This window comes from Rhizobium aouanii, assembly GCF_037002925.1.
Lineage (GTDB): Bacteria > Pseudomonadota > Alphaproteobacteria > Rhizobiales > Rhizobiaceae > Rhizobium > Rhizobium aouanii.
Map to the genome: position 1 here is coordinate 255,295 of NZ_JBAMYD010000003.1, position 13,292 is coordinate 268,586.

11 protein-coding genes are annotated in these 13,292 nt (G+C 62.3%); 9 read left to right on the plus strand and 2 right to left on the minus strand.

Going from position 1 to position 13,292, the window contains the following annotated elements:
• The first annotated feature begins 387 nt into the window (after window positions 1-387).
• The 6 genes from V8P77_RS07095 to hflX all read left to right on the plus strand — a co-directional run bounded on the left by V8P77_RS07095 (window position 388) and on the right by hflX (window position 7,920).
• Window positions 388-1,377, plus strand: a complete 990-nt coding sequence (locus V8P77_RS07095; protein ID WP_335911389.1) for a potassium channel beta subunit family protein — start codon at window positions 388-390, stop codon at window positions 1,375-1,377.
• Window positions 1,378-1,609: 232 nt separating this feature from the next.
• Complete coding sequence (locus V8P77_RS07100) at window positions 1,610-3,880, plus strand: sensor histidine kinase NtrY-like (protein ID WP_335911390.1); 2,271 nt, start codon at window positions 1,610-1,612, stop codon at window positions 3,878-3,880.
• Window positions 3,870-5,234 (plus strand): nitrogen assimilation response regulator NtrX, encoded by a 1,365-nt coding sequence (gene ntrX / locus V8P77_RS07105; RefSeq protein WP_011651865.1) that lies wholly within the window; start codon window positions 3,870-3,872, stop codon window positions 5,232-5,234. The genes V8P77_RS07100 and ntrX overlap by 11 nt, the downstream gene beginning before the upstream one ends.
• A gap of 64 nt (window positions 5,235-5,298) precedes the next feature.
• Window positions 5,299-6,162 (plus strand): D-amino-acid transaminase, encoded by an 864-nt coding sequence (locus V8P77_RS07110; RefSeq protein ID WP_221940427.1) that lies wholly within the window; start codon window positions 5,299-5,301, stop codon window positions 6,160-6,162.
• Window positions 6,163-6,274: 112 nt separating this feature from the next.
• Complete coding sequence (hfq, locus tag V8P77_RS07115; RefSeq protein WP_003539403.1) at window positions 6,275-6,517, plus strand: RNA chaperone Hfq; 243 nt, start codon at window positions 6,275-6,277, stop codon at window positions 6,515-6,517.
• A gap of 77 nt (window positions 6,518-6,594) precedes the next feature.
• On the plus strand, window positions 6,595-7,920 hold the full coding sequence (hflX, locus tag V8P77_RS07120; RefSeq protein ID WP_335911391.1) for a GTPase HflX: 1,326 nt from the start codon (window positions 6,595-6,597) through the stop codon (window positions 7,918-7,920).
• 182 nt (window positions 7,921-8,102) lie between these two features.
• On the opposite strand, the gene mazG is transcribed toward hflX, so the two are convergent.
• Entirely contained in the window at window positions 8,103-8,942 is an 840-nt protein-coding gene (mazG, locus tag V8P77_RS07125; RefSeq protein WP_335911392.1) for a nucleoside triphosphate pyrophosphohydrolase, read from the minus strand.
• Window positions 8,943-8,993: 51 nt separating this feature from the next.
• Complete coding sequence (locus V8P77_RS07130) at window positions 8,994-9,581, minus strand: deaminase (RefSeq protein ID WP_335911393.1); 588 nt, start codon at window positions 9,579-9,581, stop codon at window positions 8,994-8,996.
• 269 nt (window positions 9,582-9,850) lie between these two features.
• Between V8P77_RS07130 and cysG the strand changes: the two genes are divergently transcribed.
• Genes cysG through V8P77_RS07145 form a run of 3 tightly spaced genes read left to right on the plus strand, consistent with a single transcriptional unit; the run spans window position 9,851 to window position 13,283 of the window.
• A complete protein-coding gene (cysG, locus tag V8P77_RS07135) occupies window positions 9,851-11,287 on the plus strand; it encodes a siroheme synthase CysG (protein ID WP_335911394.1) in 1,437 nt (478 codons plus the stop codon).
• 2 nt (window positions 11,288-11,289) lie between these two features.
• A complete protein-coding gene (locus tag V8P77_RS07140; RefSeq protein ID WP_011651871.1) occupies window positions 11,290-11,604 on the plus strand; it encodes a DUF2849 domain-containing protein in 315 nt (104 codons plus the stop codon).
• Between the two features lie 8 nt (window positions 11,605-11,612).
• Window positions 11,613-13,283, plus strand: coding sequence for a nitrite/sulfite reductase (locus V8P77_RS07145; RefSeq protein WP_335911395.1), 1,671 nt, complete (start codon window positions 11,613-11,615; stop codon window positions 13,281-13,283).
• Window positions 13,284-13,292: the final 9 nt, after the last annotated feature.

Genomic DNA, 13,292 nt, shown 5'->3' on the forward strand with positions numbered 1-13,292 from the left:
GCTGCGATCATTGTCGCGGTGCCTGTGGATAGGCTGTGGATATCCGGTGGATGACAGGATCAATCAGCGCGCGATAATGTCGCAGATTCCAATCGCATGTTGCCTATCCGTTCCGAATCTCATCATTCTGCCGTTGCTGCTGTCGACCTCCGCCGCAAACGTCGTCGATCGCATGCCACGGGCGCTCCGACTGATGTCGTGGAGCGCCCTTTTTCATTGCGGTCGGGCTGACGGGAACTGCGACATCGTATTTTGGTCAACTTGGCGGGCTGAGCCTCGTATATCGTTGCGCATGCCATAGATTACGCCAATCGGTCGTCGATCAATCGGGCGACGCCGACCCCGGTGACAAGCCGGCACATATTCATAATTTGCGGGAGTTGCATGATGGAATATCGACGTTTGGGAAAGTCGGGCCTGAAGGTGAGCGAGTTCTCCTTCGGTTCCTGGGTCACGTTCGGCAAGCAGGTCAATGGAGGCGACGCCGTCGACCTCATGAAGCTTGCCTATGACAATGGGGTGAACTTCTTCGACAATGCCGAAGGATACGAGAGCGGTAAGTCCGAAATCGTGATGGGCGAGGCGCTCAGCAGGCTTGGCTGGAGCCGCGACAGCTTCGTCGTCTCCAGCAAGGTCTTCTGGGGAGGTGAGAGGCCGACGCAGCGCGGCCTGTCGCGCAAGCATGTGACCGATGCCTGCCATGCAGCGCTCAAGCGGCTCCAGGTCGACTACCTCGATCTGTACTTCTGCCATCGCCCGGATATCGACACGCCGATCGAGGAAACGGTCCGGGCGATGCACGATCTCGTCGCCCAGGGCAAGGTGCTCTATTGGGGCACGTCGGAATGGTCCGCGCAGCAATTGACGGAGGCCTATGCCGTTGCCCGGGACTTGCGCATCACGCCGCCGACCATGGAACAGCCGCAGTACAACATCTTCGAACGCCAGAAGGTCGAATCCGACTATCTGCCGCTCTACGACCTGATCGGCCTTGGCACGACGATCTGGTCGCCACTCGCCTCGGGCGTCCTGACCGGCAAATACAATAACGGTGTGCCGGCCGATAGCCGTATGAACCTGCCGGGCTATGAATGGCTGAAGGAAAAATGGTCCAGTGATGCCGGCCTTGCCCAGCTCAAACAGGTTGGCGAGCTTGCAAAACTTGCCGACGAGAATGGCCTGTCGATCACGCATCTCGCCCTTTTGTGGTGCCTCGCCAACCGCAATGTCTCGACCGTCATTCTTGGAGCCTCGCGCGCCAGCCAGCTGCAGGACAATCTCGCGGCTCTCTCACACCGACAGAAGATGACGTCTGACGTGCTGGAGCGGATCGACACGATCGTCGGCAATAAACCCGAAGCACCACGGCGCTTCTAGAGAAAACAAAACCTTCCTCGGCGGGTCAGATTAAGGCTCGTCGAGGGAAGCACGGCTTGACAATGTGACCAGACGCGTTGCATTTTCGCCACAATGCGTTGCTTAAAGGTCACGCAAGGGTTTTGGACATTCGCTCCCGATCGAGTGTTGCAGCGCTGGCTTTTTAAAGCCGGCGTTGCTTGGTTTTCGATCGGATGGCGAGGGCGGCAGGTGCCGTCTGAAGAGAGGCCGAATGACGCAGGATGGGGTATCGCCGGCGGCGGCGGGCGAGACGGTGACGACGGTGACCGATCGCCGCGCCCTTTTTGCCGTGCCCGGCCTCGTGCTCGCCGGTGGCGCGCTTCTCTGCGCCACGGCCACGCTTTTCGTGCTGCTCGGACTGACGCCGATCGCGCCGACGTCGCATGTCGTCATCACCTCGGTGATCGTCAATTCCTTCTTTGTCCTGACGCTGCTCGCCTTGATCGGCCGCGAGGTGGCAAGGCTGCTGAAAGCCCGCACCCGTGGCCGTGCGGCAGCCCGCCTGCATATCCGCATCGTCGTGCTGTTTTCGATCGTCGCGATCACGCCGGCGATCCTCGTCGCCATCTTCGCCAGTATCACGCTGAATGCCGGCCTCGACCGCTGGTTCGCGCTGCGCACCCAGTCGATCGTCAGCTCGTCGCGCAATATCGGCCAGGCCTACATGATGGAGAATGCCAGCTACCTGCAGGGGCAGACGGTCTCCATGGCCAACGACCTGGAGCGCAACCGCGCGCTCTACAGCCTCGACAGGACGGGTTTTGCCGACCTGATGACCCGCCAGGCGAGGGGCCGCGGCCTGCTCGGCGCCTTCCTCGTCGAGCGCGACGGCTCGGTGATCGTCCAGGCCGATATCGCCACCGAAAAGCCGCTACCCGCTATTCCCCAGGACGCCCTGGAAAAGGCGGCGGCCGGCCAGCCGACGCTGATTCCGCCCGGCGTGACCAATCTCGTCGGCGCCATCATCAAGCTCGATGCCATCCAGGGCACCTTCCTTTACACGGTGCGCGCCGTCGATCCCAAGGTCATGGGCGCCATGCGCATGATGGAGGAGAACGCCACCGAATACCGCTCGATGGAGGCCAACCGCTTCTCGCTGCAGGTCGCCTTTGCCGTGCTCTATATCGGCTTCGCGCTGATCGTGCTTTTGGCGGCGATCTGGACGGCAATCGCCGTCGCCGACCGCATCGTCCGGCCGATCCGTCTGCTGATCACCGCGGCCGACAGCGTCGCATCGGGCAATATGGACATCGTCGTGCCGGTGCATGCCGTCGACGGCGACGTCGCCAATCTGTCGCGCACCTTCAACAAGATGATCTCGGAAATCCGCACCCAGCGCGACGAGATCCTCGAGGCCAAGGACGAGGTCGACGACCGCCGCCGGTTCATCGAGGCGGTGCTCTCGGGCGTCACCGCCGCCGTCATCGGCGTCGAGCAGGACCGCCGCATCGCCATCGTCAACAGCTCGGCCGAGACGCTGATGTCGCTGTCGGCCGACGAGATGCTCGGAAAGCAGCTGGTCGACATCGCGCCTGAGGTCGATCACGTGCTGACGGAGGCGGCGGTGCGTTATCGCGGCGATTTCCGCAAGCAGATCGCCCTTGTGCGCGGCGGCACTGTGAGGACGCTGAGCGTCCAGGTCACCCGCGAGGAAGTGCGCGACATGAGCGAATCCTACGTGATCACGCTCGACGACATCACCGATCTCGTCATCGCCCAGCGCTCGACCGCCTGGGGCGACGTGGCAAGGCGCATCGCCCATGAGATCAAGAACCCGCTGACGCCGATCCAGCTGTCCGCCGAGCGCATCCAACGCCGCTACGGCAAGCAGATCGACCCGGATGACCGGACCGTCTTCGACCAGTGCACGGATACGATCATCCGCCAGGTCGGCGATATCGGCCGCATGGTCGACGAATTCTCCGCCTTTGCCCGCATGCCGAAGCCGACCAAGGAGCCGAGTGATCTGCGCAATATTCTGCGCGACGCGATCTTCCTGCGCGAGATGGGCAACCATCACGTCACCTTCGAGCAGGATTTCGGCGACCAGCCGCTGGAGGGTCTGTTCGACAGCCGCATGCTCGGCCAGGCCTTCGGAAATCTCATCAAGAATGCCGTGGAATCGATCGAGGCCGTTCCGAGCGACGAGCGGGACGAACGCAAGGTTCTCGTCCGCGCCGCACTCGATACCGGCCGCGACCGCTTCACCGTCGACGTGATCGATAATGGCCGCGGCCTGCCGGTGGAGAACCGCCACAGCATTCTGGAACCCTATATGACGATGCGCGAGAAAGGCACCGGCCTCGGCCTCGCCATCGTCAAGAAGATCATCGAGGAACATGGCGGGCAGCTCGAGCTGCATGATGCGCCCGTCGATTTTGACCGGGGAAGAGGGGCCATGATCCGCGTGCATCTGCCACGCCTGGATCCGACGCCTGCTGCCCCCGCAGCCAATGACAAGGAAAGCGTTTATGGCCTCTGATATTCTCGTCGTGGACGATGAGCACGATATTCGCGAGATCGTTTCCGGCATTCTCTCCGACGAAGGGCACGAGACGCGCACGGCCCATGACAGCGACAGCGCGCTGGCGGCGATTTCCGATCGCGTGCCGCGGCTGATCTTCCTCGATATCTGGATGCAGGGCAGCAAGCTCGATGGTCTGTCGCTGCTCGACGAGATCAAGACCCGCCATCCGGAACTGCCCGTGGTGATGATATCGGGCCACGGCAACATCGAGACCGCCGTATCGGCGATCAAGCGCGGCGCCTTCGATTTCATCGAAAAGCCCTTCAAGGCCGACCGGCTGATTCTGATCGCCGAACGCGCGCTGGAGAATTCCAAGCTGAAGCGCGAGGTCTCGGATCTGAAGCGCCGCACCGGCGATGCGCTGGAGCTGATCGGCACCTCGGTCGCCGTTTCGCAGCTGCGCCAGACGATCGAGAAAGTTGCGCCGACCAACAGCCGCATCATGATCCTCGGCGCGTCGGGCTCCGGCAAAGAGCTGGTGGCGCGGATGATCCACAAGAAGTCGGCTCGCGCCAACGGCCCCTTCGTCGCGATCAACGCCGCCAACATCACTCCCGAACGCATGGAAGTGGCGCTGTTCGGCACCGAGGGCACGCCCGGCCAGGCGCGCAAGATCGGCGCGCTCGAGGAAGCCCATCGCGGCATCCTCTATCTCGACGAGGTCGGCGAGATGCCACGCGAGACGCAGAACAAGATTCTCCGCGTGCTTGTTGATCAGCAGTTCGAGCGCGTCGGCGGCTCCAAGCGCGTCAAGGTCGATGTCCGCATCATCTCCTCGACCGCCTATAATCTCGAGAGCCGCATCGCCGAGGGCTGGTTCCGCGAGGATCTCTACCATCGCCTTGCCGTCGTGCCGGTGCGTGTGCCCGCACTTGCCGAGCGGCGCGAGGACATTCCCTTCCTCGTCGACCAGCTGATGCGTCAGATATCAGAGCAGGCGGGCATCCGTCCGCGCCGCATCGGCGACGACGCCATGGCGGTGCTGCAGGCGCATGACTGGCCCGGCAACATCCGCCAGCTGCGCAACAATATCGAGCGGCTGATGATTCTCGCCCGCACCGACGGGCCGGATGCGCCGATCACCGCCGACATGCTGCCGACCGATCTCGGCGACATGCTGCCGAAGGTGTCCGCCAAGAACGACTATCACATCATGACGCTGCCGTTGCGCGAAGCCCGTGAGATGTTCGAGAAGGATTATCTGATCGCCCAGATCAACCGCTTCGGCGGTAATATCTCGCGCACCGCGGAATTCGTCGGCATGGAGCGTTCGGCGCTGCACCGCAAGCTGAAGTCACTCGGCGTCTGATTGTATCCGGCGCGGCCGCTGCCGCGCCGCGTCCCATATTGCTTCCCGGAAGACCAGGTTTCCCATGCCGAGAATTGCCTATGTGAATGGCCGTTACGTCAAGCATTCCGATGCCAGCGTGCATATCGAGGATCGCGGCTACCAGTTTGCCGATGGCGTCTACGAGGTCTGCGAAGTGCGCCACGGCTATATCGTCGATCTCACGCGCCATCTGAACCGTCTCGACCGTTCGCTTGGTGAATTGCGCATCGCCTGGCCGATGGGCCGGGCGGCGCTGACCCAGGTCATTCGTGAGACGCTGCGCCGCAACCATGTCCGCAACGGGCTTTTCTACATGCAGGTGACGCGCGGCGTCGCCCGCCGCGATCATGTCTTCCCGGCCGAGGGAACGCCGCCCTCGCTTGTCATCACCGCCAAGAGCACCGATGCCAGGATCATTGCCGCCAAGAACGCCAACGGCATCCGGGCGATCACCCTTGTCGACAATCGCTGGGACCGCGTCGACATCAAGTCCATCGGCCTGCTGCCGAATGCCATGGCCCGCCAGCAGGCCAAGGAGGCTGGCGCCCAGGAAGCGATCTATGTCGACGGCGACGGCATGGTGAAGGAAGGGGCGGCGACAAACGTCTGGATCGTGGACCCCGACGGAACGCTGGTGACGCGCCCGGCCGAACACGGCATTCTGCGCGGCATTACCCGCACCACTCTGATGGATGTCGGAGCCAAGCTGGGGTTGACGATCGCGGAGCGGAATTTCTCCGTTTCGGAGATGCTCGCGGCCCGCGAGGTCTTCCTCACTGCAGCCACAAGCATTTGTTTTCCGGTCGTTTCCGTCGATGGTCAGGCCATTGCCAACGGCCATCCAGGCAGCGTTTCGCAGAAAGTCCGCGAGGCCTTTTTCGACGTTGCGGAAAAGATTGCGATTTGATACCAAGATTTGCTGGACAGGTGGAATGAGGATGCCACCGGTCTTCGTATGGTGAGGTTGATTGATATTCTACCGACCAGATCAGGTCGGCAATAAAGAAAGAAGCGGCGCGATGGCGGAACGTTCTCAGAATCTTCAGGACTTATTTCTCAATACTGTTCGCAAGCAAAAGATTTCCCTGACAATCTTTCTGATCAACGGCGTGAAACTCACGGGCGTTGTTACGTCTTTTGACAATTTCTGTGTTCTTCTTCGCCGTGACGGCCACTCGCAGCTCGTGTATAAGCATGCGATATCGACGATCATGCCGGGCCAGCCCATGCAGATGTTCGAGAGCGAAGAAGCCGCGTCCTAACAGGATCAGCCGTCATTTCGACACGCGATACCAAGAACGATTCGATCATCCCTGAGGCCGCCAAGCACAGGGACGACATGCGCGCGACTGTCGTCGTGCCGGTTCTGAAATCGCGCAGTCGCGGCGGCCAGAGCGAATCGGCCTCGACCCGCACCCCGGAAAGCCGGCTCGAAGAGGCGACGGGCCTTGCCCAGGCGATCGACCTCGATGTCGTCAACGGCTCTATCGTCCCGGTCAACGATCCGAGACCGGCCACGCTGCTCGGCACCGGTAAGATCGAGGAGATCAAGGCGCTGCTCGACGAGCGCGATTCCGGTCTCGTCATCGTCGATCATCCGTTGACGCCGGTACAGCAGCGCAACCTCGAAAAGGAATGGAACGCCAAGGTCATCGACCGGACGGGCCTCATCCTCGAAATCTTCGGCCGCCGCGCCTCCACCAAGGAAGGCACGCTGCAGGTCGATCTCGCCCATCTGAATTATCAGAAGGGCCGTCTGGTGCGAAGCTGGACCCACCTTGAACGTCAGCGCGGCGGCGGCGGCTTCATGGGTGGCCCCGGCGAAACCCAGATCGAAGCCGACCGGCGGATGCTGCAGGACCGCATCATCAAGCTCGAACGCGAGCTGGAGCAGGTCGTGCGCACCCGCCAGCTCCACCGCGCCAAGCGCCGCAAGGTGCCGCACCCGATCGTGGCGCTGGTCGGCTATACCAATGCCGGCAAGTCGACGCTGTTCAACCGCATCACCGGCGCCGGCGTGCTGGCCGAAGACATGCTCTTTGCCACGCTCGACCCGACCCTTCGGCGCATGAAGCTGCCGCACGGCCGCACCGTCATCCTCTCCGACACCGTCGGTTTTATCTCCGACCTGCCGACCCATCTGGTCGCCGCCTTCCGGGCAACGCTGGAAGAGGTGCTGGAAGCCGATCTCATCCTGCATGTCCGCGACATGTCCGATGCCGACAACCAGGCGCAGAGCTCCGACGTGATGCGCATCCTGAACGACCTCGGCATCGACGAGGCCGAAGCCGAAAAGCGGCTGATCGAGGTCTGGAACAAGATCGACCGGCTGGAGCCCGAGGTGCACGACACCATGGTGCAGAAATCGGCCGGCGCCAGCAACGTGGTCGCGGTGTCAGCCGTCAGCGGCGAGGGCGTCGACACGCTGATGGAAGAGATCAGCCGCAGACTGTCAGGCGTGATGACCGTGGCAACGATCCGCCTTCCGGTCGACAAGCTGGCGCTGCTCCCCTGGCTTTACGATCACGCGATCGTCGACGGCCGCGAGGATAATGAAGACGGCACGATCACGCTTGATCTGCGCTTGTCCGAAACCGAAGCCACCGAACTGGAACGCCGCATCGGCAGCGGACCGAAGTCTTCAAAGGAAGATTGGGAGCGGTAAGGTCGGCGAGACCAGCCCCTCATCCGGCTGCCGCCACCTTCTCCCCGTAAACGGGGCGAAGGGACAAGCCGCGGACCTCTCCATTCCCCGCACTCCTCTCGCATGGCACGTCCCCTCTACCCGTTTACGGGGAGAGGGTTAGGGTGAGGGGCAGCCATCTCCGCGAACGGACAGGCGATAACTCACTCCGCCACGATCGCTCTTTCAATCGCCTTCGCCGCCTGCCAGATTTCTTCCATGCGTTCGAGACTGACTGCCTCAAGCGTCTCGCCTTCTGCTTCAAGAACCTGCTCTATATGACTGAACCGACGCCGGAATTTCGTATTCGTGCCACGCAGGGCCTGCTCCGGATCGGCCTTGATATGTCGGCCGATGTTGACAACTGCGAAGATCAGGTCGCCGAGTTCGTCGCTGACCTTTGCCTGATCGCCTTCGCGAAGGGCTGCCCGCAATTCGCCGATCTCCTCTTCGATCTTGTCGAGGATCGGCTCCGGCGCTGACCAGTCGAAGCCGACCTTGGCGGCGCGTTCCTGCAGTTTCAGGGCTTCCGTCAGAGCCGGGAAGCTACGCTGCACGGAACCGAGGAAGCCGCTGTTGAAGTCCTCGGTGATGCCGCGCCGTGACCGCCGCTCAGTGCGCTCGCGTTTCTCCGCCTGCTTGATCTCGTCCCATTGTCTCTTCACGGCGTCCGGCGTATCCGCCGCCGAGCGGGCAAAGACGTGCGGGTGGCGGCGGATCATCTTGGCAGTGATGGCGTTGACCACGTCGCCGAAGGAAAATTCGCCGGCCTCCTCGGCCATGCGTGCGTGAAAGACCACCTGCAGCAGCAGGTCGCCCAACTCGTCGCAAAGATCGTCCATATCGCCGCGCTCGATCGCATCGGAGACCTCATAGGCCTCCTCGATCGTATAGGGCTTGATCGTCTCGAAATTCTGCTCGATGTCCCAGGGGCAGCCGGTTTCGGGATGGCGCAGCGCCGCCATGATCTCGATCAGCCGCGAAATGTCTTTGGAAGGTTCCATGTTGCCTCGGTTCTGCAGGCTTCAGTTCAGTGGGCCTCTGTTCAGGGGCCCTCAGTTCAAGGGAATGTCGTTGGCGCTCTTCGACGATTGGTAGCTGGTCGACAGCGCGTCGTAGCGCGCCTTGATGCGGGCGGTCTGCGTCTTCAGCGCGGTCTTCAGCTGAGCCTCTTCGGTCTCGACCAGATCGGCGATGGCGAAGCTGTTCCAGAAGGCGTTTTGCCTGCGGTAGCCGCCGGGTTCAAGCCCGAAGACTTCCTTGAGGATCTTCAAATCGTGCGGAATGGCAAAGGCGTCGCGCGAATCCTCGTGGCTGAAGAAATAGTAGAAATTGTCGAAGCCGGCCCAGGTAATCGCCGACATGCACATGGTGCAGGGCTCGTGCGTCGAGAGGAAGATCAAATCCTTGGTCGGCGGCTTTTCGCCAAGCTCGTAGAATCGCTTCAGCACATGCACCTCGCCGTGCCAGAGCGGATTGTCCAGTTCGTTATTGGTCTCGGCGACGACGAGCGAAAGATCGGATTTCCTTAAGATCGCCGCACCGAACACTTTATTCCCAAGCGAAACGCCACGCTCCGTCAGCGGCAGGATATCGTCTTCCATGACCGAAAGCAGGCGGGAGGCAATGGTCTTATCAGGCATGAGGGCCCTCCAGTTTTCCTCAGTCTATCGCCTTGCCGGCGCGAGTGAAATGCGTCAAGCGCCGGTGGACGTCTTTTGCCACAGGCTTTATACTGCGCTGCAGCAAGCGGGCTGAGAAATATGCGGCTTTTGGGCCGCACGGGTGACTTTTCTCAAATCATTGACGGCACGAGCAAAAGAATACCCGCTTGCTTGGGCTTTCGAATTTCTGTTCCTTCAATCCCTTGTCGATCAAGGGCATATTCCGGCAACCTCGAAGTGGATTGATGATGCCTCCCAAGACTGAACAGCTTTCGGTATTTCCCGCCTTCTTTCGCGTGGAAGGCCAGAAGACGGCTGTCTTCGGCAATGGCGACGAAGCTTTCGCCAAGGTGCGGCTGCTGCTGAACACAAAGGCGCGGATTGTCGCCTATGCCGACCGGCCGGAAGCCGATTACCACGCCTTCCTGATCGCCAACCGTATCGAGACCGCGCGCGCTGCCTTCGCAGCCGACCAGGTCGAGGGTTCGGCGCTCGTCTTCGCCGCAACCGGCAATGAAGCCGATGACCGCAGCATCGTCGATGCCGCCCGCGCTGCCCGAATTCCGGCCAATGCCGTCGATCAGCCCGATTACTGCGATTTCTTCACGCCGGCGCTGGTCAACCGCGCGCCCGTCGCCGTTGCGATCGGCACCGAAGGGGCAGGGCCGGTTCTGGCGCAGATGATCCGCGCCCAGATCGACCAGCTTCTTTCACCCTCGCTCGGCCGCCTTGCCGGGTTGGCAACGAGCTACCGCAAGGCCGTCGAACAACTGGTTCCCAGAGGCGTCTCGCGCCGGGTCTTCTGGCGCCGCTTCTTCTCCGGTGCCGTTGCCGATGCGGTCGCCAACGGCAACCTGCCGCAGGCCCGCCATGCTGCCGACCGGCTGCTGCACGCGATGGACAAGGTCGCCGGTCACGTCTGGCTGGTCGGCGCCGGTCCGGGTGCCGAAGATCTGCTGACGCTGCGCGCCCAGCGCGTGATGATGGAAGCTGACGTCATCGTCTATGACGCGCTGGTGCCGCAGGCGATCGTCGATATGGGTCGCCGCGATGCCGAGCGGCTTTCCGTCGGCAAGCGCAAGGGCTGCCACTCTAAATCCCAGGAAGAAATCAACGACCTGCTGGTCGATCTCGGCCGCCAGGGCAAGCGGGTCGTGCGCCTGAAATCCGGCGATCCCCTGGTCTATGGCCGCGCAGGCGAAGAGATGGCCGCACTGCGCGCTGCCGGCGTCACCTATGAGGTCGTGCCCGGCATCACCTCGGCTTTCGCCGCCGCTGCCGATTTCGAGTTGCCGCTGACGCTGCGCGGCGTTGCCTCCTCGCTGGTCTTCACCACCGGCCATGATCTCACCGGCGACGTGCTGCCCGATTGGGCAAGCCTTGCCGTTTCCGGCGCGACGATCGCCGTCTATATGGGCCGCACGGTTGCTGCCTCCGTCGCCGAGCGGCTGATGCAGGCGGGCATTCCCGCTGAAACCACCGTCGCCGTCATCGAAAATGCCAGCCGCGCCGATCGCCGCCTGCTGCATGGCACGCTCGCCGATCTGCCCGATCTGCAGCACCGCGACGAGTTGACGGGGCCCGTCATGGTCATCATCGGCGATGCGGTCGCCGGCGCCAATTTCGAACTGTCCGAGCCACTGGTGCGCGCGAATGCCCGGCTCGAGGAACTTGCAAGGAGCTGACTATGGGTGACAAGGTTCTGACCGCCAACCGGCTGACGGACGGCATTGCCGTCTGGCTGGATGCGAACGGGAAGTGGTCCACCTCGCTGCAGGAGGCGCTCGTTGCCCGTCATGCCGAGGCCGTCGCGGCGCTGGAGGCGATCGGCAAGAAATCCTATGCCGACAACGAGGTCGTCGACGTCGCCGTCGTCGACGTTCAGGAAACCAACGGCATTCTCTGGCCGCTTCGCCTTCGCGAGCGCATCCGCGCACAGGGCCCGACCATGGAATATGCCCCGGGCTACGCTCCTGCCGATCCCGAATTCATTGCAGTCTGAGGAAGACGATGTACCGTTACGACGAATTTGACCATGCCTTTGTTACCGAGCGCGTCGAGCAGTTTCGCGATCAGGTCCAGCGCCGCCTTTCCGGCGAGCTCGCCGAGGATGCGTTCAAGCCGCTGCGCCTGATGAACGGCGTCTACCTGCAGCTCCACGCTTACATGCTGCGCATCGCCATTCCCTATGGCACGCTGAGCGCGCGCCAGCTGCGCATGCTCGCCCATATCGCCCGCACCTATGACCGCGGCTACGGCCACTTCACCACGCGCCAGAACCTGCAGTTCAACTGGCCGAAACTGTCCGACATTCCCGATGCGCTGGCCGATCTTGCCAGCGTCGAGATGCATGCCCTGCAGACCTCGGGCAACTGCATCAGAAACGTCACCGCCGATCACTTTGCCGGTGCTGCCGCCGATGAGGTCGCCGATCCGCGTCCTTACGCCGAAATCCTGCGCCAGTGGTCGTCGGTCCACCCGGAATTCTCCTTCCTGCCGCGCAAGTTCAAGATCGCCGTCACCGGCGCCGAGCGTGACCGCGCCGCAATCCAGGTCCATGATATCGGCCTGCACGTGAAGAAGAACGACAAGGGCGAGATCGGCTTTGCCGTCTATGTCGGCGGCGGCCAAGGCCGTACGCCGATGATCGCCAAGCTGATCCGTGACTTCCTGCCTGAGGAAGACCTGCTCTCCTACACCACGGCGATCGTGCGCGTGTATAATCTGCACGGCCGTCGCGACAACAAGTACAAGGCTCGCATCAAGATCCTCGTGCACGAGACCGGCACCGAGGAGCTGACGCGCCAAGTGGAGGCCGAATTCGCCGCTCTGAAGGATACCGAGCTCAAGCTGCCGGAAAAGGACGTCCAGTCGATCTCTGCCTATTTCGCGCCACCTGAGCTGCCCGAGCGCGCCGAAGGCTGGGAAAACCTTGCCCGCTGGAAAAAGGCCGATTCCGGTTTCTCCCGTTGGGTCCAGCAGAACGTGCAGCCGCACAAGAACCCCGATTATGGCATGGTGACGATTTCGCTGAAGCCGATCGGCGGCATTCCGGGCGACGCCTCGGATGCGCAGATGGATGCGATTGCCGATCTCGCCGAGGAATATGCCTTCGACGAGATCCGCGTCAGCCACGAGCAGAACCTGATCCTGCCGCATGTGGCGCTGGCCGATCTCGAAGCCGTCTATCGCGGCCTCGTCGCCATCAATCTCGCCGAAGCCAATGCCGGCCTGATCACCGATATCATTGCCTGTCCCGGGCTGGACTACTGCGCGCTCGCCAATGCGCGCTCCATTCCGCTGGCGCAGGAAATCTCCCGGCGTTTCGGCAATGCCGAACGCCAGGCGGAGATCGGCGAACTGAAGATCAAGATCTCTGGCTGCATCAATGCCTGCGGCCATCACCATGTCGGCCATATCGGCCTGCTCGGTGTGGAAAAGAAGGGCGCCGAACTCTACCAGATTACGCTCGGCGGCTCCGGCGACGAACATACCTCGATCGGCGAAATCATCGGCCGCGGCTTCGAGCCGGATAGGGTGACCGACGCGATCGAGACGATCGTCGACACCTATCTCGGCCTGCGCCTCGATCCATCCGAGAACTTCCTCGCCGCCTATCGCCGCGTCGGACCGCAGCCTTTCAAGACCGCGCTCTACGGCACGACGGCTGAAGCGGCATAAGGAGGGGAT